19 protein-coding genes, 1 tRNA gene, 1 rRNA gene and 1 other annotated feature are annotated in these 22,326 nt (G+C 58.1%); of the genes, 20 read left to right on the top strand and 1 reads right to left on the bottom strand.

The window, feature by feature from the left end; all coding sequences use genetic code 11:
• The 16 genes from rrf to H8699_RS07320 form a co-directional block, all read left to right on the top strand.
• A 5S ribosomal RNA gene (rrf, locus tag H8699_RS07395) occupies positions 1-114 on the top strand; the annotation flags it as partial.
• Between the two features lie 5 nt (positions 115-119).
• Positions 120-195 (top strand) — tRNA-Asn (locus tag H8699_RS07390).
• A gap of 494 nt (positions 196-689) precedes the next feature.
• On the top strand, positions 690-2,864 hold the full coding sequence (nrdD, locus tag H8699_RS07385) for an anaerobic ribonucleoside-triphosphate reductase (RefSeq protein WP_249285106.1): 2,175 nt from the start codon (positions 690-692) through the stop codon (positions 2,862-2,864).
• 62 nt (positions 2,865-2,926) lie between these two features.
• A complete protein-coding gene (gene nrdG / locus H8699_RS07380; RefSeq protein WP_249285105.1) occupies positions 2,927-3,448 on the top strand; it encodes an anaerobic ribonucleoside-triphosphate reductase activating protein in 522 nt (173 codons plus the stop codon).
• Positions 3,449-3,650: 202 nt separating this feature from the next.
• Entirely contained in the window at positions 3,651-4,451 is an 801-nt protein-coding gene (locus tag H8699_RS07375) for a creatininase family protein (protein ID WP_249285104.1), read from the top strand.
• 63 nt (positions 4,452-4,514) lie between these two features.
• Entirely contained in the window at positions 4,515-5,807 is a 1,293-nt protein-coding gene (locus H8699_RS07370; protein WP_249285103.1) for an AI-2E family transporter, read from the top strand.
• 307 nt (positions 5,808-6,114) lie between these two features.
• Positions 6,115-8,034: a threonine--tRNA ligase gene (gene thrS / locus H8699_RS07365; protein ID WP_249285102.1), complete on the top strand. Its 1,920-nt coding sequence runs from the start codon at positions 6,115-6,117 to the stop codon at positions 8,032-8,034.
• A 34-nt stretch (positions 8,035-8,068) separates the two neighbouring features.
• Positions 8,069-8,193, top strand: a sequence feature (ribosomal protein L20 leader region).
• A gap of 29 nt (positions 8,194-8,222) precedes the next feature.
• Positions 8,223-8,720, top strand: a complete 498-nt coding sequence (infC, locus tag H8699_RS07360; protein WP_283244166.1) for a translation initiation factor IF-3 — start codon at positions 8,223-8,225, stop codon at positions 8,718-8,720.
• A 12-nt stretch (positions 8,721-8,732) separates the two neighbouring features.
• A complete protein-coding gene (gene rpmI, locus H8699_RS07355) occupies positions 8,733-8,930 on the top strand; it encodes a 50S ribosomal protein L35 (RefSeq protein ID WP_138296321.1) in 198 nt (65 codons plus the stop codon).
• 25 nt (positions 8,931-8,955) lie between these two features.
• The gene (rplT, locus tag H8699_RS07350; RefSeq protein WP_138296320.1) at positions 8,956-9,312 is read left to right on the top strand and encodes a 50S ribosomal protein L20; all 357 of its coding nucleotides are present in this window, start codon (positions 8,956-8,958) and stop codon (positions 9,310-9,312) included.
• A gap of 148 nt (positions 9,313-9,460) precedes the next feature.
• Entirely contained in the window at positions 9,461-10,258 is a 798-nt protein-coding gene (locus H8699_RS07345) for a TrmH family RNA methyltransferase (RefSeq protein WP_249285101.1), read from the top strand.
• A 13-nt stretch (positions 10,259-10,271) separates the two neighbouring features.
• Positions 10,272-11,009 carry an MBL fold metallo-hydrolase gene (locus tag H8699_RS07340; RefSeq protein WP_249285100.1) on the top strand — a complete coding sequence of 246 codons (738 nt, stop codon included), beginning with the start codon at positions 10,272-10,274 and terminating at the stop codon, positions 11,007-11,009.
• Between the two features lie 11 nt (positions 11,010-11,020).
• Positions 11,021-13,384: a DNA internalization-related competence protein ComEC/Rec2 gene (locus H8699_RS07335; RefSeq protein WP_249285099.1), complete on the top strand. Its 2,364-nt coding sequence runs from the start codon at positions 11,021-11,023 to the stop codon at positions 13,382-13,384.
• Positions 13,363-14,385 (top strand): DNA polymerase III subunit delta, encoded by a 1,023-nt coding sequence (gene holA, locus H8699_RS07330; RefSeq protein WP_249285098.1) that lies wholly within the window; start codon positions 13,363-13,365, stop codon positions 14,383-14,385. Before H8699_RS07335 ends, holA begins: the two co-directional genes overlap by 22 nt.
• A 328-nt stretch (positions 14,386-14,713) precedes the next feature.
• The gene (locus H8699_RS07325) at positions 14,714-15,967 is read left to right on the top strand and encodes a PfkB family carbohydrate kinase (protein ID WP_249285097.1); all 1,254 of its coding nucleotides are present in this window, start codon (positions 14,714-14,716) and stop codon (positions 15,965-15,967) included.
• Between the two features lie 283 nt (positions 15,968-16,250).
• Complete coding sequence (locus H8699_RS07320) at positions 16,251-17,618, top strand: ABC transporter substrate-binding protein (protein ID WP_249285096.1); 1,368 nt, start codon at positions 16,251-16,253, stop codon at positions 17,616-17,618.
• A 487-nt stretch (positions 17,619-18,105) separates the two neighbouring features.
• Here H8699_RS07320 and rpsT read toward each other — a convergent pair whose 3' ends face one another.
• Positions 18,106-18,372, bottom strand: a complete 267-nt coding sequence (gene rpsT / locus H8699_RS07315; RefSeq protein ID WP_249285095.1) for a 30S ribosomal protein S20 — start codon at positions 18,370-18,372, stop codon at positions 18,106-18,108.
• 140 nt (positions 18,373-18,512) lie between these two features.
• On the opposite strand from rpsT, the gene gpr reads away from it, so the two are divergent.
• The 4 genes from gpr to yfcE all read left to right on the top strand — a co-directional run bounded on the left by gpr (position 18,513) and on the right by yfcE (position 22,222).
• Positions 18,513-19,460: a GPR endopeptidase gene (gpr, locus tag H8699_RS07310; protein WP_249285094.1), complete on the top strand. Its 948-nt coding sequence runs from the start codon at positions 18,513-18,515 to the stop codon at positions 19,458-19,460.
• An 87-nt stretch (positions 19,461-19,547) separates the two neighbouring features.
• The gene (gene spoIIP / locus H8699_RS07305) at positions 19,548-20,807 is read left to right on the top strand and encodes a stage II sporulation protein P (protein ID WP_249285093.1); all 1,260 of its coding nucleotides are present in this window, start codon (positions 19,548-19,550) and stop codon (positions 20,805-20,807) included.
• Between the two features lie 61 nt (positions 20,808-20,868).
• Positions 20,869-21,657, top strand: a complete 789-nt coding sequence (murI, locus tag H8699_RS07300; RefSeq protein WP_249285092.1) for a glutamate racemase — start codon at positions 20,869-20,871, stop codon at positions 21,655-21,657.
• A 22-nt stretch (positions 21,658-21,679) separates the two neighbouring features.
• On the top strand, positions 21,680-22,222 hold the full coding sequence (gene yfcE, locus H8699_RS07295; protein WP_249285126.1) for a phosphodiesterase: 543 nt from the start codon (positions 21,680-21,682) through the stop codon (positions 22,220-22,222).
• Positions 22,223-22,326 lie beyond the last annotated feature (104 nt).

The raw sequence follows: 22,326 nt of genomic DNA, 5'->3' as shown, positions 1-22,326 counted from the left end.
GGTGGCGATGGCGAAGGGGAACCACCTGTTCCCATACCGAACACAGAAGTTAAGCCCTTCAGCGCCGATGGTACTTGGCTGGTGACGGCCCGGGAGAGTAGGACGCTGCCGGATGTTATTCCTCGTTAGCTCAGTTGGTAGAGCATGCGGCTGTTAACCGCAGGGTCGTTGGTTCGAGTCCAACACGGGGAGCCAAAAACAAGAGATACCTTTATCAGGTATCTCTTGTTTTTTTATGTCTGGCATCAGGCTCTCTACTGTTTTTCATTTGCGTAGATACTTTTCTTTTGCGAGATTAGTAGATTAGCGAGTCAACATACATAGTTCTCATGAAAGCAGGTTACCCATCTGAATACCGACAATTTTGCCTATTTCTAGTCCTAACCTATGATCTTGGAGTCTACCCTTTAAAAATACCGCAGACGCGTTTCCCAGCCGGCCGGTAAGGTGTTTATCCCCCATCGCCAAAAAGAACAAAAAATATTTTTTAGCCTAAAGATATTTTGTTTTACCGAAGAAATGCCGAGAAAATGCGTGCTAGAATGAGGAGGTTGGCCGAGAATCGTTTTAAAGCGATATTCAGGGTAATTGACACAAAATACCAGATATGCTACTATAATACCGGTTCGAGATACAATATATAGTGATACGCTCATTAATGAATACTATAGACCTAAGGGGATGCAGCTATGAAGATCATCAAGAGAAATGGCTCGGAGGCCGTATTTGACATCACGAAAATCGTGGTTGCGATCGGCAAAGCAAATGAAGCGGTAGAGGAAAAAGCGCGCATGACGCCCATGCAGATCCAGCGGATCGCACAGAGCGTCGTGCTCTCCTGCGAGCAGCTGGGGCGTTCGCCCAGCGTAGAAGAGGTACAGGATATGGTGGAGCACCAGATCATGGCCCATGGCGCTTTTGAGGTGGCCAAGGCTTATATCACCTACCGCTACACTCGTACCCTGGTGCGTCAGTCCAACACCACGGACGATAAGATCCTCAGCCTGATCGAGTGCAATAACGAAGAGGCCAAGCAGGAGAACGCTAATAAAAACCCGGTGGTCAACTCCACCCAGCGGGATTATATGGCCGGCGAGGTATCGCGCGATATTACCAACCGCATCCTGCTGCCGCAGGAGATCGTAGAGGCGCACAATGAGGGCATCATCCACTTTCACGATACCGATTATTATGCCCAGCACATGCACAACTGCGATTTGGTGAATCTGGAGGATATGCTGCAAAACGGCACGGTGATCACCGGCACGCTGATCGAGCGGCCGCACAGCTTTTCCACGGCTTGCAACATCGCCACCCAGATCATCGCCCAGGTGGCCTCCAACCAGTACGGCGGCCAGTCGATCTCTCTGGCACACCTGGCGCCCTTCGTACAGGTCAGCCGGGAGAAGATCCGCCAGCAGGTGCTCCAGGAGATCAAAAACATCGGCGTGGATGTGCCGCTCAATAAGATCCACGATTTGGTGGAGGACCGGCTGCGCGAAGAGGTGCGCCGCGGGGTGCAGACCATCCAGTACCAGGTGGTAACCCTGTTGACCACCAACGGCCAGGCGCCCTTTGTCACGGTATTTATGTACCTGGGCGAGGCCAAGGATGAGCGGGAGAAGCAGGACCTGGCCTTGATCATCGAAGAGGCGCTGGAGCAGCGCTATCAGGGCGTTAAAAATGAAAAGGGCGTGTGGGTGACCCCCGCGTTCCCCAAGCTGGTCTACGTATTGGAAGAGGACAATATCCACCCGGATTCGCCCTACTATTACCTGACCGAGCTGGCTGCTAAGTGCACGGCCAAGCGCATGGTGCCGGATTATATCTCCGAGAAGATCATGAAGCAGCTCAAGGTGGATAAAAACGGCGATGGCCAGTGCTATACCTGCATGGGCTGCCGCAGCTTTTTGACGCCCTTTGTGGACGAAGAGGGCAAGCCTAAATACTATGGCCGGTTCAACCAGGGCGTGGTCACGGTCAACCTGGTGGATATCGGGCTTTCGGCCGGCAAGGATATGGATAAGTTCTGGCAGATTTTTGACGAGCGCATGGAGCTTTGCCACCGCGCCCTGCAGTGCCGCCACGAGCGGCTGACCGGGACCGTATCGGACGTGGCGCCCATCCTGTGGCAGTATGGCGCGCTGGCCCGGTTGAAGAAGGGCGAGAAGATCGATAAACTGCTCCACGGCGGCTACTCTACGATTTCGCTGGGCTATGCGGGCCTTTGGGAGTGCGTGTACGCCATGATCGGCAAAAAGCTGACCGAGCCGGAGGGCGAGGCGTTTGGCCTTAAGATCATGGAAAAGCTCAACGAATATACCGGCAAGTGGAAAAAGGCTGAGAATATCGATTACAGCCTGTATGGCACGCCGCTGGAGAGCACCACGTATAAGTTTGCCAAATGCCTGCAGCGCCGCTTTGGCATTATCGAGGGCGTAACGGATAAGGGCTATATCACCAACAGCTATCATATCCATGTGACCGAGGAGATCAACGCCTTTGACAAGCTGGCGCTGGAATCCAAGTTCCAGGCGCTGTCTCCCGGCGGGGCGATCAGCTACGTAGAGGTGCCCAACATGCAGCACAACCTGGAGGCGGTGATGCAGGTGATCCGCTTTATCTACGATAATATTATGTATGCCGAGCTTAACACCAAGAGCGATTATTGCCAGGTGTGCGGCTGGGACGGCGAGATCGAGATCGTAGAGCAGGATGGTAAATTGGTGTGGACCTGTCCGCAGTGCGGCAATCAGGATCAGGATAAGATGAACGTGGCGCGCCGCACCTGTGGCTATATCGGTACGCAGTTCTGGAACCAGGGGCGCACGCAGGAGATCAAAGAGCGCGTGATGCACCTGTAAAGGGAATAGCGGGCAAGGGGCGTCCAAGCGGATGCCCCTTTTTTGACCGGAGGAGGAAGAACATGCACTTTGGTGAGATTAAAAACTGCGATATCGCCAACGGCGAGGGCGTGCGGGTGACGCTGTTCGTTTCGGGCTGTACCAACCATTGCGAGCACTGCTTTCAGCCCGAGACCTGGGATTTTGGCTATGGGCAGCCCTTTACTGGGGAAACGGAGGAGGAACTGCTGGCGCTGCTTGCGCCGGAGCATATCAACGGGCTGACCCTGCTGGGCGGGGAGCCCTTTGAGCCGGAGAACCAGCGGGCGCTGCTGCCCTTTTTGCGCCGGGTGCGCCAGCGGTACCCCCACAAGACCATCTGGGCCTTTTCCGGCTTTACCTGGGAGGAGATGCACACCCCGGGCAGCCACCCGCATTGCGAGGCTACCGCGCCGATGCTGGAGCTGATCGACGTGCTGGTGGACGGGCGCTATGTGGAGGCGAAAAAGGATATTTCCCTGCGCTTTCGCGGTTCATCCAACCAGAGGCTGATCGACGTGCCACGGTCGCGCGCGGCAGGACATGTGGTATTATGGGATGCGTAAGATAGAATATTTTAAAAAGGGCGAAGGCGGACAAAGGCCTTCGCCTTTTTTATTGAAGCGGCGGGCCTTTAGCGCTGTTGGACAAACGGCCGGAATATGTTATCATGAAAGCGATGGGCCCAACAGGGCTTTTTCGCCCCTGAGGGCGGGATGGTCTGGAATCGGCCCCAAAAGATTGATCGCTTTAACGGGGGGGAAGAATATGAGGACGGTACGATATGAGTTGATGCGCCCGGAGGAAGTGCTGGCGCGCAAGGCGGAAAAATCGGTGGTCTATCTGCCCATCGGCCCGGTGGAGTGGCACGGCCTGGCGCTGCCCTTTGGCACGGATCCCTTGTGGGCCCAGGAGGTCGCCCGTCAGGCGGCTCGCGTGGGCGGCGGCGTGGTGATGCCCACCCTGTTTTTGGGCACGGAGCGCGAGCGCAGCCCGGCGGATCTGCACAACATGGGCTTTGAGGATACGGATCAGTATGTGGTCGGTATGGACTTCCCCGGCCTTGCAGTTAAGAGTATGTATGCCAGGGAAGAGGTGTTTTCTCTGGTGGTGCGCGAGCAGCTGCGGATGATGGTCGCCCTTGGATATAAGCTGATCGTGCTGGTCAACGGCCATGGGGCTACTAACCAGGGCGCCGTGCTGGAGCGGCTGGCAAGGGAGTTTACCGGCGAGACGGAGAGTACGGTCATGGCTATTTTCCCCTTATCGCCGGAGGATATGGCCGACCTAGCTATGGGGCACGCCACGCTGGGGGAGACCGCGGGGCAGCTGTACCTGCATCCCGATTCGGTAGACCTGACCCGGCTGCCGCCCAAAGGCCAGCCCCTGGAGATGAAGGCGCACGGCATGGCGGATGGCGAGGCCTTTGCCGGCCGCCCCAATGCGGATTTTACTGTGCAGTACGGTGACCCGCGGGAGGCGACCGCCGCCCAGGGCGAGGCGCTCTTTAACCGGGCGGTGGACTACCTGGTCGCACAGGTGGAGGAAAAATACCGCGGCATCGAATAATAAGCGGGGAAGGGTATCCCCGGCCCACTGTGAACATGAGTCAATATGCGTGAGGAGAGCAAGATGGAACTGAACCGTTCAAACATGAAAAGGCTGGCGATGCTGATCGCCTTTGGCATCCTGCTGTACTGGCTGCTGCAAAACATCAGCTCTATGGGCGGGGTATTCTCCGTGGTGACGGGGATATTATCCCCCTTTATATTTGGAAGCGCCGTGGCCTTTATCCTCAATGTGCCCATGCGTTTTTTTGAGCGGCACCTGTTCGCCTCTCCCAAACGCCATTATCCCGACCTGGTCCAGAAGCTGCGCCGGCCGCTGGCGCTGGTCATGGCGCTGGTAGCGGTGCTGGCGGTATTGGTGATCGTGCTGTTTTTGATCATCCCCCAGCTGGCCAGCACCCTAATGCAGATCGCCGATTACGTGCCCCAGGCGGTGAACAATGTCAGCCAATGGTTAAAAGAGCTGGGCGAGCGCTTTCCGGAATATCAGGATTTCATCCCTAACGTCAACATCGATTGGCCCAAGGTCTCCAGCGCCCTGCTGGAATTTCTGCGCTCCAGCGCCACAGCCCTGGTCAATACCACCTTTAGCGCAGCCTCTTCGGTGGTCAATACCATATTTACCTTTTTTATGGGGATGCTGTTCTCCATCTATATTCTGGTGCAAAAGGAGAAGCTCAGCATCCAGTTTAAAAAGCTGGCCTATGCCTTCTTGCCCGAGAAAAAGGCGGATGGCCTGATCGAGGTCGGTCAGCTTTCCAACCGGATATTCTCCAAGTTCCTCTCCGGCCAGGTGACCGAGGCGGCGATATTGGGGTCGCTGTGCTTTATCGGCATGATGATTTTCGGCTTCCCTTATGCAGGCATGATTTCGGTGCTGATCGGCGTGCTGGCGCTGGTGCCCATCTTCGGCGCGTTTATCGCGGTGGCTACCGGGGCGCTGCTGATTCTGATGGTCAGCCCGATCCAGGCGTTCTGGTTCGTGGTGTTCGTGCTGGTGCTCCAGCAGATCGAGGGGAACCTGATCTATCCGCGGGTGGTGGGCAGCTCCGTAGGCCTGCCGGCCATGTGGGTGTTGGTAGCGGTCATCGCCGGGGGCAGCGCCTTTGGCATTGTGGGCATGCTGGTATGCGTGCCGCTGTGCTCGGTACTGTATGCGCTGCTGCGCAAGGTGGTTGGCCGCAGGCTGCGCGGCAAGCAAACGCCAGAGGAAAAGTTCCGTCCCGGCGCGCAGGCCGAAGTGGAGGATGCCGCCCCGCCTAAGGCGCGGCCCCGCCACCGGAAGGGGCGGCTGCCCCGCAAAAATATCCCGCCCACGGACGGGAAAGGGCAGGGCGAGCAGGGCCGCCGGCCTTGACAAAGGCCTGTTCCCGGGCGTATAATCAGCATAAATATTGAAGATTCTGGCGAAGCGAAGGAGACCTAAGTAACCGACGGCAACGGCGGAACAGAGAGGGCGGGCCATGGGCTGCAAGCCGCCTCCGTACGGCCGGTAAGGCGAATACCAACTCCCGATCGCTGGGCGTCTTGGGCGCGTTAAGCCCGTAAAAGTGGTTTTGACAATTTGGGTGGAACCGCGGGAGAAATGCCTCTCGTCCCATGCGCAGCATGAGATGCAGAGGTTTTTTTGATGCGGCCAGCCTTAACGAAAGGTGGAGGGAACAATGATTCAGGTAACTTTTAAAGACGGATCTTCCCGAGAATTTGAAAAGGGCATTTCGGCCCTGGACGTGGCCAAGAGCCTGAGCGCGGGCCTGGCCCGGCAGGCGCTTTCCGTGGAGATCGACGGGGAGACGCGGGATCTGACCACGCCCTTAGAGCAGGATTGTAAGGTGACCTTTTTGACCTTTGCGGACGATATGGGCCGCTGGACCATGCGCCACACCGCGTCCCACGTGCTGGCCCAGGCCATGAAAAAGCTGCACCCCGAGGCGAAGCTGGCCATCGGCCCGGCTATCGACAACGGCTTTTATTACGACTTTGATTTGGACGGTACCCTGTCTACCGACGATCTGGCCGCCCTCGAAAAGGAAATGCAGGCCATCATCAAGCAGGATCTGAAGCTGGAGCGCTTTGAACTGCCCCGGGAGGAAGCTATCGCCTTCATGCAGGAAAAGGGCGAACCCTATAAGGTGGAGCTGATCCGCGATCTGCCCGAGGACGCGGTCATCAGCTTTTACCGCCAGGGGGATTTTGTAGACCTGTGCGCGGGGCCGCACCTGGTCTCCACCGGCAAGATCAAGGCGGTCAAACTCATGAGCGTGGCGGGCGCTTACTGGCGGGGCAACGAGAAAAACAAGATGCTCCAGCGCGTATACGGCACGGCTTTTGATAAAAAGAGCGAGCTGGACGCGTATCTATTCCGCCTAGAGGAGGCTAAAAAGCGCGACCACCGCAAACTGGGCCGGGAGCTGGATCTGTTCAGCATCTTAGACGAGGGCCCGGGCTTCCCCTTCTTCCATCCCAAGGGGATGGTGCTGCGCAACCTGCTGGAGGATTTCTGGCGCAGCGAGCACACCCGACGCGGGTATCAGGAGGTCAAGACCCCCATCATGCTCAACCGCCAGCTGTGGGAGCGCTCCGGCCACTGGGACCATTACCGGGAAAATATGTACACCACCAAGATCGACGATGTGGATTTTGCCATCAAACCCATGAACTGCCCGGGCGGCATCCTGATGTACGAGCGCAAGATCCACAGCTACCGGGATCTTCCGGTGCGCATGGGCGAGCTGGGGCTGGTGCACCGTCACGAGCTTAGCGGCGCGCTGCACGGGCTGATGCGGGTGCGCTGCTTTACCCAGGACGACGCGCACATCTTTATGACGCCCGACCAGATCAAGGACGAGATCATCGGCGTGATCGACCTGACCAGCCATTTTTATGATATCTTCGGCTTTAAGTTCCATGTGGAGCTTTCTACCCGGCCGGAGAACTCCATGGGTTCGGACGAGGATTGGGAGCGCGCCACCCAGGCCCTGCGGGACGCGCTGGAAGCCAAGGGCATGGATTACATGGTCAACGAGGGGGACGGCGCTTTTTACGGCCCCAAGATCGACTTCCACCTGGAGGATTCCATCGGGCGCACCTGGCAGTGCGGTACCATCCAGCTGGACTTCCAGCTGCCCGAGCGCTTTGACCTAAGCTATGTGGGGCAGGATGGCGAAAAGCACCGGCCGGTAATGATCCACCGGGTGGTGTTCGGCTCTATCGAGCGGTTCATCGGTATTCTGACCGAGCACTTTGCCGGCGCTTTCCCGCTTTGGCTCTCGCCCGTGCAGTGCAAGGTGCTGACCATCACCAGCCGCGCGGACGAATACGCCCAGCAGCTGTGCGATGAATTAAACGATATGGGTATCCGCACGGAGGTGGATCTGCGCAACGAGAAGATCGGCTTTAAGATCCGCGAGGCGCAGGTGGAAAAGGTGCCCTACATGCTGGTGGTGGGCGACAAGGAGATGGAGAGCGGCGTTATCGCCGTGCGCCACCGCAAAGCCGGCAGTCTGGGCGTGATGGAGAAGGCCGCACTGGTTGAAAAGATCCGCAAAGAGGTGGCTGAAAAGGCGCTGGATCCGGAAAATTAGTTGACAGCAGGCCTTTGCCATGCTATACTATCTAAGTCTTAAGTAGAAGCCTACCCGCTTCTCACCTGCGGCAATTGCGCTTGCAGGTCTATCGTGACGGTGAAGCGTAGATGAATTGCGATAAGAGCGGGTGGATTCTGCCCGCTCTTATTTTTATTATGTGGAGGTGTGTTCCTATTAAAGAATTGATGATCAACGAACAGATCCGCGACCGCGAGCTGCGCGTCATCGGGCAGGATGGAGAACAGTTGGGCATCATGACCCGGGACAAGGCAATGGCTTTGGCCGAACAGCAGGAATTGGATCTGGCTTTAATCGCCCCAACGGGCAAGCCCCCGGTAGCCAAGCTGATGGATTATGGCAAATACCGGTTCGAGGCCGCCAAACAGGAGCGTGAAGCACGTAAGAATCAAAAGGTCGTCGATTTAAAAGAGGTGCGCCTCTCCGCTACGATTGAAGAACATGACATGAATGTCAAAGCCAAAAACGCCATCAAGTTTTTAAAGGGCGGCGACAAGGTCAAAGTCTCCATTCGTTTCCGCGGAAGACAGTTAAGCCATACGGAGGTCGGCCTCACGGTGATGAAGGCATTCCTGGAGATCGTCAAGGATGTCGCCACTGTGGAGCGTCAACCCAGAGTCGAGGGCAGGCAAATGATTATGATCCTGGCCCCGATCAAGGATTAAGGAGGACGGTTTATGCCCAAGATGAAAACACGCCGCTGCGCCGCAAAGCGCTTTAACAAGACCGGCAGCGGTAAGATCAAACGCAACAAAGCCTACAAGCGCCATCTGCTAAACGCGAAGACTTCCAAGCGCAAACGCGGCCTGCGCAAGGCCACGCTGGTAAGTGCGGCGGAGGCCAAGGTCGTAAAGAAACTGATCCCGTATAAGTAAGGGTGCTTGAAGGAGGATTTAAACAATGGCGAGAGTAAAAAGGGCTGTTAACGCCCATAAGAAACGTCGTAAGGTATTTAAACTGGCCAAGGGCTACTTTGGCGCCCGTTCCAAGCAGTATCGCGCCGCCAACCAGAGCGTGATGAAGGCGCTGAGCTATGCCTATGTGGGCCGCAAGCTGCGCAAGCGCGATTTCCGTCGCTTGTGGATCACCCGCATTAACGCGGCTGCCCGCATCAACGGCATCTCCTACAGCCGTATGATGGACGGCCTGAACAAGGCCGGCGTGCAGATCAACCGCAAGATCCTGGCCGACCTGGCCGTGAACGATGCGGCCGCCTTCGCCCAGCTGGCCGAGATGGCCAAAGCCCAGGTGAAGTAAGGGTTAGCGCAAAGATGAGCCCGGAGCAGATGCTCCGGGCTTTTTTTATTATCACTGCCCGCTTTGGCAAATGCTCCTGTCCGGATGGCGCGTTAAGCGCAGATGCGGTATAATAATATGAAAACGCAGCCAGAAAGGGGAACCCGCCTTGCCTATCCGTCCGATCACAAGCGCGCAGAACGCCACCGTAAAACAGGCGCGCGCGCTGAAATTGAAAAAGGAGCGCCAGAGAACCGGCCTTTTCGTCGCTGAGGGAATCAAAACCGTGGAGGAGGCCGTCAAAAGCGGCGCGCAGGTGGAGACCATTTTGCTGGAGGAAGGCTTGCTCCAGCAGCTGCCCTGGATCGAGGATTATGCCAAAGCGGGTGAAGTCTGCCTTGTGCCCGAGGGCATCGTCGACGGCGTGAGCGATACCCGCTCGCCACAGGGCATCGTGGCGGTGGTGCGCCGCCCGGAACCGGCACTGTGGGAGAGCCCGGAGGCGCTGCGCGGCAACCTGCTGGTGCTCGATGAGGTGCAGGACCCCGGCAATTTGGGCACGCTGATCCGCACGGCGGACGCGGCGGGCTGCTCGGGCGTACTGCTCTCGCAGGGGTGTGTGGAGCCCAGCCATCCCAAGGCGGTGCGGGCGTCGATGGGCAGCTTTTTCCACCTGCCGGCCGTTCAGGTGGAGGACCTGGTACAGGCGCTGTGCCGCCTCAAAAACCAGGGCTATTTTGTGTTGGCTGGGGATCTGTTGGGGAGCGACTTTTACGCCCGTCCCACAAACCCCGCAAAAAAAGCGCTGATCGTGGGCAACGAGGCCCATGGCATCCGCCAGGAAGTACTGGACGCGGCGGATGCGCGCTATAAACTGCCCATTTTGGGCCGGGCAGAATCGCTCAACGCGGCCATGGCTGCGGGTATCATGCTGTATGACCTGGTGCGCGAGGCGCGCCAAATTTAGGGGGGGAAGCGTTATGATCTTAAAAGTGCTGGGCTGCGATGGGGCCTATCCACAGGCGAATGGGGCCTGCTCGGGCTATCTGCTGGAGCAGGGGGAGCAGCGGGTGATTTTGGATTGCGGCACGGGCGTACTGGAACGGCTGCTTCGGGCCGCGCCGCCGCAGCGTTGGGGCGCGCTGGTGCTAAGCCACCTGCACGGGGACCATATGTCCGATGCGCTGGTGCTGCGCCACGTGCTGCAGGCGCAAAAAGCCCAGGGGCTGCTGCCCGCGGAGCATAAAATGGACTTATATCTGCCCGCCAGCCCCGCGAGGGAGCATGCCCTGTTGGCGGATGAAGAATACTTTTCCGTCCATATCCTCACGGACGGTCAGCAGGCGCAGATCGGCTGCCTGCAGTTCACCTTTTTGCGGATGAATCACCCGCTGGAGGCCTACGGCATGCGGATTGAGCATGAAGGCCGCATTCTGGCCTATACGGGGGATACCAATGTATGTGATAACCTGCTGCCTTTGGCGCAGGGGGCGCACCTGCTGGTAGCCGATAGCGGCGTGCTGCACAAAAACTGGTCGGCCGCGGCGCCGCATCTGTCGTCGCTTAAGTGCGGCGAGCTGGCGCGGGACGCGGATGTCGGGCAGCTGCTACTCACCCACGGCGGGCCGGGCTGCAGCCCGCAGGCACGCTTGCAGGAGGCGCAGGCGATCTTCCCGTGCACGGCTGTGGCCGAGGCGGGGATGGCCCTGCAGGTGTAGAGGAAAGGACCATGATGCCGGAAAAGCAAGGCGCCCTGCCCGGCGGGGCCCAGATGCGGGTCTCGCGCACGCTGATGACGCTGGCGCTGTGCTATGCGCTGGGCGTGGTCGGGCGCGCCCTGGAATGGGGCGGGCAGGATTTTTGCATTGTTCTGGCGGCGATCCTGACATTGGCCGCTTGGCTGGGTGGACGCAGGCGGCTGGCCGCCTGCTTTGCCGCGGTACTGCTGGGCGGGGTGGCCGCGTTTTGCGCATTGCTTCCGGATATGCAGGGCTTTACGCCGCCCGCAGGGCAGGTGCTGGTGCGCGGCGTGGTGCAGCAGGCAAGCCAGGCGGATGGAACGGTCAGCCTGACGCTGGACCATATCGTGCTGGAAAAGGAGAACCGGGCGCTGGAGGGAAAGGCCGCGGTGACCAGTTATACGCAGCCGGCCTTCACCCTTGAATGCGGGCAGACCATTACCTTGCGCGCTAAGATCGAACCCCTGCGCGGCCCGACCAACCCCGGCGGGGTGGACTATACCTTGCCCAATAAGGCTGAGGGCATCTTTTTCACCATGCGGGGCGAGGCTTTTTCGCTGGTACAGCCAGCCGATCCCTATTCGCCAGCCGTATGGGCCGAAAATCTGCGGGGGTATGTAACCGGGCAGATCGAGCAGGTGTTTAAGGCCAGCGCCCCGCTGATGAAGGGCATCCTGATCGGCAATACCGATGCGCTGACGGCGGCGGATCAAGCGGCGCTGCGGGCTGCCGGTATTTCTCACCTCACCGCCGCATCCGGCCTGCACGCGGGCATCGTGGCCGCGGCGCTGTGGGCCGTGCTGGCCCTGCTTCACGCCAGGCGGCGGACCCGCGCGATCTGGACGGTAGCGGTGATGGGGCTGTATTGTACCCTAGTGGGGTTTACCCCTTCCATCGTGCGCGCGGCATTGATGCTGTGCGTGGTGCTGCTCTCGGACTTAACCGGGCGCAGGGTAGACGCGCCCACCCAGCTGGCCGCCGTATTCTGGGGTATTTTGATCTTTAGCCCTTTGGATATCTTCACCCTGAGCTTTCAGCTCTCCTTTGCCGCGGCGGCGGGGCTTATCGCCTTGGCCAGGCCCCTGGAGCAGGCGCTCCTTTTCCTGCCGCGCTGGGCGGCCTCCGCTTTGGCGGTGCCGGTGGCGGCCCAATTGGGCACCCTGCCCGTGGTGCTGGCGCAGTTTAGGGAGCTGCCGGTGTTCTCGCTGGTCTGCAATATCATCGCGGTGCCGTACGCCACGGTACTGCTGCTGGCAGGCCTGGTGGCACTGCTGCCGGCGCTGGTCTTCCCTGCGCTGGCGGCCTATACGGGGGATGTGGTGGCCTATCTGGCCGGCTGGTTGCTGGATGGCGCCAGGTGGGTGGCGGGTATCCCGGGCAGTATGGTGCATCTGCCGCCCTTATCGCCCTTTTGGATCGCGGGGTTGGCGCTGCTGCTCATCCTTTGCGGCAGGTATGATTTTTTCGGCCGTATCCACCGCAAGTCCTGGCTTTGTATCGGCTTAAGCGCGGTGCTGGCGCTGGGGGCCGTCATCGGCTGGCTGCCCCTGCGCGGGGAGCTGCGTTTGACGGTGCTGGATGTGGGCCAGGGGGATGCGATGGTGTTGCAGACCCCGGGCGGAAAGGCTTATCTGATCGACGCAGGCCCGGCGGGCGAGGGGTATGATCTGGGGGAGAGCCGGGTGGTGCCCGCGCTGTACGCCATGGGGATCACCCGCCTGGAGGGCGCGGCGGCTACCCATCTGCATAGCGACCATGCGGGCGGCATGGCCGCAGTGGTCAGGGCCATGCGCCCGCAGACCTTTTATACCTCCGAGGCGCCGGACGAAAGCTGGCAGGCGCTAAACGCCGCCCTGTCGGCCTGCGGGGCCGAGACCGAGGTGCTGGGCGCGGGAGATACCCTGATCTGGGACGGGGTAGCTGTGCGGGTACTCTCTCCACAGAAAGGGCAAAAGGGGCAGCGCTCCCTGGTGCTGGAGATAGCGTTTCAGGGCAAGACCATGCTGATCTGCGGCGACCTGGAGCAAAACGAGGAGGAAGAGCTGCTAGGGCGCATGCCGCCGGCGGAGGTGCTGAAGGTGGCGCACCACGGTAGCGGCAACGTGACGGGGGAGGACTTTTTGCACCGTGTGTCGCCTAAAGTCGCGCTGATCTCGGTGGGGGCCTCCAATACCTACGGCCATCCTGCGCCGGAAACGCTGATGCGGCTGTACGAGGCCGGCGCGCAGGTATTGCGCACGGATGAAAAGGGCGCGCTCACCGTCTCGATCCGGGCGGGCAGGGTGCATATCGACTATTATTTAAAAGAAAAGGCGGCGCCAAAGGAGAGACCATGGATTATAACGCATTCTTAAAACAGATTGATGAGAGCGAGACGCCCTCGGGCGTATATCTGTTTCACGGGGAAGAGGAGTTTGTAAAGGACAGCATGCTTAAACGCTTAGAGGAGCGCTGCCTGGAGGAAGCTACCCGAGAGATGAACTATACGGTGCTGGACGGAGCCGCCGCCACGGCGGACGCCATCATCGCCGCGGGGGAAACACTGCCCCTGATGAGCCCGGCACGGCTGGTGGTGGTCAAGGATTATCCCGGCCTGAAGGGCGGCCGGGGCGCAGAGGAGGCGTCAGCGCAGGCGCGGCTGGCCGATTACCTGAAAAACATCAGCCCGACCACCTGCCTGGTGTTCTTTTGCCGGGGCAAGGCGGATTCACGGCTCAAGCTCAGCCAGGCCATCGGCAAGCTGAACCGCACGGTAGAGTTCAAACCCCTAAACGAACACGACCGGGTGCGCTGGATCCAGAGCCAGGCACGCCGCAGCGGCAAGCAGATCGCCCAGAACGCCGCGGAGCTTTTGAGCTTTATCACCGGCGCTGGCTTGGAGGATCTTTATCAGGAGCTGCAAAAGCTGGTGGCTTTCGCGCCGGGGCATGAGATCACCGCCCGGGATGTGGAGCAGGCGGCTACCCGCAATACGGCCTTTACGGTCTTTCAAATGGTGGACGCGCTGGCCGCCCGCCAGCTGCCCCAGGCCCAGGCGGCGCTGGAGCAGATGCTGCACGATGGCGAGGCGCCGGTGCGCATCCTGGCCATGATCGCCCGGCAGTTCCGGCTGATCCGTTACGCGGCTCTGCTCTCCCGCGCCCTGCCCAAAGGGGAGGCGGAAAAGCAGCTGGAGGCCCCGCCCTTTGCGGTACGCAAGGCCGCTGGCCAGGCTAAAAACTTTACCCCCGCCCAGGTCGAGCACGCCCTTTCGGCCTGCGCGGATCTGGATTGGCAGATCAAAAGCGGGCAGATACGGGAAGATCATCTGGCGCTGCAGGCCCTGGTAATGGACATCCATATCTTTAAAGAATAGCGAACCCAAGCGCAAAAGCGCCCCCGGCGGGGGCGCTTTTTTTATACACGAATCTGAAAAATTCCGGCATAAATGGCATCCCGATGCGCCCCATGGAAAACGAAAGCGCACGGCCGTGTAGATAATTTGCCGGATTTAATGAATGAAAGTATGATACTCAACCAATATAAAAAAATCTAGACCAAATAAAAACAATATGCGTCATAATTGTAAAATTTGCGAGCCAATAAGTATATAATTTGTAAAAATTGGAACGAAAATGGATAAAAATGGCGCTATCTTTGCGGCGTTCCCAATGGTATATTACAAATAACCAGGGGGGATTGCGTTGAAGATCCTTAATTTTGGATCCTGTAATATAGATTATGTATATCGTGTAGACCATATCGCCAAGGAGGGCGAGACGCTTTCTTGTAAGAGCAGGCAGCTTTTTCCAGGGGGGAAGGGACTTAACCAGTCCGTTGCTTTGGCGCGCGCGGGCGCGCAGGTTTTTCATGCGGGGTGCGTAGGTGTAAACGAAGTAGAATTATGCGAGATCATGGCGTCAAGCGGCGTAAAGCTGGAACTGCTAAAGAGGGTCGAGTCAAAAACCGGCCATACGGTTGTTCAGGTCGATAAAACCGGCAAGAACAGCATTATCGTTTATGGCGGCGCAAACCTACAAATAACGCCTCAGTATATCGATGAGGTCCTGCGTGAATTTACAAAAGGGGATTACATTCTATTACAAAACGAGATAAGCAACGTCCCCTACATCGTGGAAAAGGCGGCAGGTAAGGGGATGATCGTAGCGCTGAATCCCTCTCCTTATAACGATGTGATTGATGAGATCGACCTTAATAAAATAGATTATTTGATTCTGAACGAGCATGAGGCCAATAGCTTATCCGGCAAAAGCAGCCCGGAGGCCTTTGTAGAATACATTACGCAAGCCTATCCGGCAATGAAAATAGTCCTTACCCTGGGCGAAAAGGGCAGCCTTTATATCGACCATGAGCAAACCATCGTTCAGCCTTCGTACCGCGTAAAAGTGGTGGATACGACAGGGGGCGGCGATACATTTACAGGCTACTTTCTGGCAGGGATAGCTGCCTCAAAGTGTGCGGCAAAGGCGATGAAGCATGCGGCTTTTGCGGCAGCGCTGGCCGTCTCCCGCCAAGGCTCGGCTGTTTCCATCCCTACCGGCGACGAGGTAGATTACGTGATCGATCTTTTAAAGCCAAACGACGAGATCTATTCGCGCAAACAGCGGTTGGTACACGAAACGATCAGGAATAATCTTGAGGATATCACCCTGGAAAAAGTGGCCGCGGTTTTGGGATATTCGCCTTCATACGCGAGCCGGTGGATTAATGACAATATGCAAATGCCTTTTGGCGATATCGTGAGAAAAGTACGCTGTGCAGAGGCGGCGAAATTGCTGCGGGAAGGTGAACTTGCCATTAGCGAGATCATTAACCAGATAGGTTACAGCAATGAGAGCTTTTTCCGCAAGATATTTCAGAAGGAATACGGAAAGACGCCTCTTGAATACCGCAAATTCTGTGCCAGGATGAAGGTGCTTAAAGAGAAAGACGGTTAATCGCCACCGTAGAAAGCAGTTCAGTTTTTCAGCTTGGCGGATAACAGCTTAAAAGCACTAATGCAAAGAGATTTTTAGCGGATGTGTGTTCCTTTATAGCCCAGATGGGGCCGGCGATGCGCGCGGCTCGGCCCCCTTTGGTGCCTGTACGCGCATTGTTTGGGGCTTAGGGATTGTTTTTTTAAAACCGTGGAATCACGAGGCGCTCTTAAACGGAAAATCGGAGGGCGGCTGTTTGATTCATATTAGCTCATCGTAGCAAAAGAAAAGGGGGACTACACACATGTCAAAACGCAACTCTATCGCCTTGTGTCTGTTGCTGGTTGTGGCTATGGCATTCTCAATCGTAGGATGCTCGCAGCCCGCTGCGGACGACTCTGCCAGCTCGGCCTCGTCGAGTGCCGCGGCATCTGAAAGCGCGGAAAGCGCTGAACCGGTTTCTTTGGAGTACTGGGACATGGCCTGGGGCCCGGCGGAGACTTTCCCTGCTGCGGCTGAGGGCATTATCGAGAAGTACACCACTGAGGTGGCTCCGAACGTATCCATTAATTACACCAACCTACCCTGGGCTAACTGGTTCGAGACCTATTCCACGGCTGTTGCCTCTAATGGCGCGCCTGATGTGGCCATCGGCGGCGGTTTTATGCCCTTCCAGTTCGCGGTAAACAACGAGGCTGCTGATTTAAGCTGGATCATCGAAGAGTGGGAGAAGGAAGGCACGACCGATGATTTCCTCGAGGGCATGCTGGACTACTATGTCTATAACGATAAGGTAGTCGGCGTCCCCTTCAACTATGACCCGCGCACGATGTATATCCGTCAGGACTGGTTGGAGGAAAAGGGCCTGTCCATGCCTACCACTTATGATGAGTTTATTGAGGTAGCTAAGGCCTTTACCGATAAGAGCACCGAAATCTACGGTGTGGTCTTTGGTGTTACCACGAACGCTGCCGGTCCGTTTATGTCCATGGCAACCGGTAATGGCGGCATGCTTTATAATGAAGATGGCACGGCCAATATTAACAACGAGCGCAACTTGCAGGTGATGAAGTTATTCCGTACCCTGAAGGACGAGGGCTGCCTACCCGATGGTATTGAGGGTTACGCGGGTGAGGACGCCACCAAGCTCTTTAATGCGGGCAAGGCTGGTATCTGCATCAAATCCTGCGGCGATTACAAGAATGCCGTAACGAATGATGGTTTCACCACGGATCAGGTTTGCGTACTGCCTCCGCTGAAATCGCCCTCCGGCGTTCAGAAACAGCAGCTGTGCATTAACGGCTACATGGTATTCGAGCAGTCTGAGAACAAGGAAGAGGCCATGAAGTTCCTGAAATGGTACTCTGAGAACAGCCAGGATCTGTGGGTCAGCGGCGGCCAGGATGGCTATCCGGCGCGCTTGAGCTTCATGGACGAGCTGGATGAGTTCCAGAAAGACTATCGTCAGGATGTTATCAAGAATGTACTGAGCAACTCTATCAGCCTGTGCTACCCGCTGCAGGCCGGTGTACCCAGCGCCTCTATGGCCGAGGGCCAGAAGTACGACATGCAGATCATGCAGGCGGCTTTGACCATGGACGAGGCTGGCATGAAGGATACGCTGGAAAAACTGAATACGGAATTCCAGCAGATTATCGACGAGCAGGACTAACTACCCTATAACGTAAAATCTTTGACGAGACACATTGGGGAAGCGGGTTTCCCGCTTCCCCATTATTTTGTTGTAATAGTAAGCAACTATAATGAATATTACTGCCTGAATGATTCGATATTTGCTTCATTACATACCTCTCATCCTTCGGGCTTACATCACTAAAATGTAAGCCTATTTTTTTAGCCTGTTAAACGGGGTAATGAGCATGGCGGCGACAAAAGGGCTGTATCCTACGCAGCTCCAAGCGCCATTTCCTGCATAGATAGGGGAGAGGTTTGAATTGTGAAACTTTTGATCAGAATGAAGGCTGTACCTGTAGTTGATATTTGCCTGCAGCGAATATTTTCAAAAGAAAATTTCAGGGTAGAGGCTATCAAGATATAATACCGCCACACGGTAAAAAGACCGGGGCGGTATTTGCCTATAAACCGGGCATGAAAAAAGAACGTACCGCAAAACGGACGTTCTCTATTCTTACGCTTACTTATTCAGCAATCCGAGCGATATCTTTAGCCAAGCGCGATTTCTGACGGTTCGCGGTGTTCTTATGGATCGTGCCTTTGATGACCGCTTTATCCAGCGCGCTGGAAGCGGATTGGTACAGGGACTTGGCGCTGTCGGCTTCGCCAGCGGCGACGGCAGCTTCAAATTTCTTAATGGACGTGCGAAGGCTGGACATCACCATGCGGTTTTGCATATTCTTCGTCTCCATCACTTTAACGCGCTTTTTGGCTGATTTAATATTCGGCATATGGTTCACCCCCTTATGACTTCAGCGATAAAATTTTACCATGCTTGGACATTTTAAGCAAGGCTTTTTTGTAAAAAACCGGATAAACCCGCCGCAAAAGGCCTAAACTGCAAGGGAATAGGTTGATTGGGGGCGTTGATATGCAAAAAAATATACGGACGGACCTGGCGCGGGAGGCCAGTGCGGCCATGGGCGCCTTACAGGGGGTGGAGACCTTCAGCCGTGAGGATGAGGGCGTGGAGGTCTATCAAGTGCAGGTGAATACCCCGGCCGCCGCGCGCACGTTGGGCAAGGCCATGGGCCGCTATGTAACGCTGGATGCCACAGACGAGGCTTTTAGCGATATGGACCGGCGGGAGCATCTGGCCAAAGCGCTGGCGCAGGAGATCAAAAAACTGCTGCCGGAGGACTTTGGCACCGCGCTGGTGGTGGGGCTGGGCAACGCCCGGGCCACGCCGGACGCACTGGGCCCCAAAGCGCTGGAAATGGTGATGGTGACCCGGCACCTGATCGAATATATGCCCGAGGCGGTGGATGAGCGGCTGAGGCCGGTGGCGGCCTATGCCCCCGGCGTGCTGGGGGTGACCGGGCTTGAGACCGCCGAGGTGGTGCGCGGGGTGGTCAAGCGCATCAAACCCGGGGTGGTGATCTGCATCGACGCCCTGGCGGCCCGCAGCGCCGCGCGGGTAGGCAATACCCTGCAGTTGAGCGATACCGGCATCCAGCCCGGCAGCGGCCTTGGCAATATGCGTTCGGCCCTGAACGCCAAAGCGCTGGGCTGCCCGGTGCTGGCCCTGGGCGTGCCCACGGTGGTGTATGCCTCCACCATCGCCCAGGACGCCTTCCAGCAGATGCTGGACGCGCTAAAGGAGGAGGGCGGCGGGGAATTTGGCGCGTTTACCCGCGCCGTATCCCGAGACGACCTGCTGGCCCTGCTGCGCCAGGCGGCCGGCGCGGGGGATATGGTGGTCACCCCAAAAAATATTGACGAGCTGGTGGCGCAGGCCGCGAGCGTGCTGGCGCTGGGGCTGAACCTGGCGCTGCACAAAAACCTGAGCGTTGAGGAGATACGCGCCTTCCCTTTTTAATCGCAAGGCTTGGCATAATCCCCCGCCCTGAGGGCATATACATAAATCACAAAGCGGTTAACGCACGCGATTTAAGGGGTGGGGAGCATGATTCGCATCAAGGTCTGGAAGATCACACAAATCCTGTATTATCTGGCTGTAGTGGCCCTGGCGATCCTGGTGCTGGTGCTGCTGGCGGGCCTGTGGAAGGGCAGCACGGATCACCAGAGCCAGCCCAGCGGACAGCCGGCCTCGGGGGTGGTCACAGCCATGGCCGCCCCGCCCGAGGGCGGCGGTCCGGGCGGACAGGCCCTGGAGGAGGAAACGCTTGAAACGCGGCAGACGGGGGCACAGCGCTTGCTGCGTTCTTTTTTTTACACCCGTAGCCAGCAGGCCGCCCGGGCGGAACAGAAACGGGAGCAAAACGTCATCACGCCCGCCTCTAACCTGGCGGGCTGCTTGCGCAACCTCTTGGGGTTGACGGAGGACCCAGCCAGCTTTCTCACCCTTTGCATGCCCCAGCTCAATTTTGGCCCGGCGCAGGCCGCCGCGGCCAAGGGGGACGATACTCAGCTGGCCCTTACCACTTCCGCCCAAAGCGGGCAGGGGGACGGCCAGAACGCGGACGACAGCGCCGAACACGGCATTGTGGTAGAGATCGCCACCGAGCAGGAAGAGCCCCAACAGCCCGCCCAGGCCCCAGCGCAGGGCGAGGGCGAGCCTTACATGCTGGTCTACCATACCCATACCACCGAAGCCTATACCAAGACAGAGGCCAATACCTATGCCGATGGAGATGGGGAATACCGCACCACCGATAACAATTATAACGTGGTGCGGGTGGGCGAGCAGATCATAAACGGCATCGTAGCGCGCACGGGGCTCAATATCATCCACGATACCACCAACCATGAGCCGCCCAAGCACGGCACGGCCTATGTGCGCTCGCTGCAGACCATGGAGAACCAGAAGGCGGCCCACCCCAGCTTGGAGATGTTTTTAGACGTGCACCGGGATGCTTACATTACCGGCGAGCGGGCCGCGGAGTATAACGGACAGCCCATCGCGCAGATTCAGTTCGTGGTCGGCACCGGAGAGGGGCAGACGGGGGCGGGTTTTTCCGTCAAGCCGGATTGGGAGAAGAACTACGCCTTGGCCCAGCAGATCACAGACGAGCTGAACCGGATCGCCCCGGGCGTGGCCAAACCCATCCGCAAATCCACCAGTCGCTATAACCAGCATGTATCCAACAAAGCGCTGCTGGTGGAGGTGGGGCATAACAAAAACACCCTGGAGGAAACGCTGGCGGCGGCGGACCTGCTTTCAGAGGCCATGAGCAACGTACTAAACGCCCAGCGCCAGGGTTGACAGGGGCCCCTTTCCAGTGCCAAAATAGATTTTAAGGGAACTGGATAAGGAGGACAAGGCGGTGCTTTGTGATGAACGATGCGCCCGGCCCATCGGCGTGTTCGATTCCGGCGTGGGCGGGCTTACGGTCCTGGCGCAGCTGCAAAAAACGCTGCCCGGAGAGGATACCATTTTTTTAGGGGATAACGCATACGGCCCTTATGGGGACCGGGACGAGGCGGATATTCGCCAGCGCAGCCTGGAGATCGCCGGGCGACTGATGCATATGGGCGTCAAGGCGCTGCTGGTGGCCTGTAATACGGCGACCAGCGCGGCGGTCCAGGTGCTGCGCGCGCAGCTGCCAGTACCGGTGATCGGCATGGAGCCGGCGGTGCTGCCCGCGCTGGAGGCGGCTGGGGCCGGGCAGGTAGCTGTATTGGCGACCGCGGCTACGGTGCGCCAGCAAAAGTTTAAGGCGCTGGTGCAGCGCACCGGGCGGGAGGCGGATATTATCCCTATCGGCTGCCCGGGGCTGGTGGAGTTGATCGAGGGCGAGCGGGGAGAGGCGCAGATCGTAGAGTATCTTTTGCACCACGCGCCGGATAGGGCCCGCCAGGCTGCGGCGGTGGTGCTGGGCTGCACCCATTATATCCTGATCCGCCCGGCGGTGGCGGCGGCCTTTCCGGGGGCTAAGGTGGTAGATGGCAACGAGGGCGCCGTGCGGCATTTAAAAGAGGTGCTGGAGGAGGCGGGGCTGCGCAATCCCCGCAACGCGGGCGGACAGACGCGGCTGATCACCACGGGGGACGAGGGGATCTACCTGCCGCTATTGAACCGCATGCTGGAGCGGGCGCGCCCCTTTGCGCTGTAAAAACCCAAAGGAGTTGATAATGATGAAGTTGATGATCGCTTCGGATATTCACGGTTCGGCCTATTATTGCGAGCAGCTGTTTGAGGCTATGGCACGCGAGCAGCCGGACAGGCTGTTGCTGCTGGGGGACCTGCTTTACCATGGCCCGCGCAACGATCTGCCCCGGGATTATGACCCTAAAAGGGTGATCGCCCTGCTCAACGCCCATAAGGACAAGCTGCTCTGCGTGCGGGGCAACTGCGATACCGAAGTGGACCAGATGGTGCTGGAATTCCCCATCCTGGCGGATTACTGCATTTTGTACGAGGGCGGAAAGATGATCTTCGCCACGCACGGCCACCACTATAACGAGCAGACCCCGCCGCTGCTGGGCCAGGGGGATATTCTGCTGCACGGGCATACCCACGTGCCGGTCTGCCGGCAAACGCAGGGATACACCTACCTTAACCCGGGCTCGGTTTCCATCCCCAAGGAGGGCAGCCGCCATGGGTATATGGTGCTGGAAAACAGCCGGTTTTTGTGGAAGGACCTCTCCGGCGAGGTGTGGCAGGAAACGGCGCTGTAAAATGGCAGCCAAAAGCCGCGGCAGAAGCATTTTGCCGCGGCTTTTTTATAGCCGCTTAGCGGTGATCAAGGCGTGCGTAGCGGCCAGGAGCGTCTTTTGATGCT

This window comes from Luoshenia tenuis (assembly GCF_014384745.1).
Classification (GTDB): domain Bacteria; phylum Bacillota; class Clostridia; order Christensenellales.
Note: the sequence above shows the minus strand (reverse complement) of the source record. Positions and strands in the feature narration are given on the sequence as shown.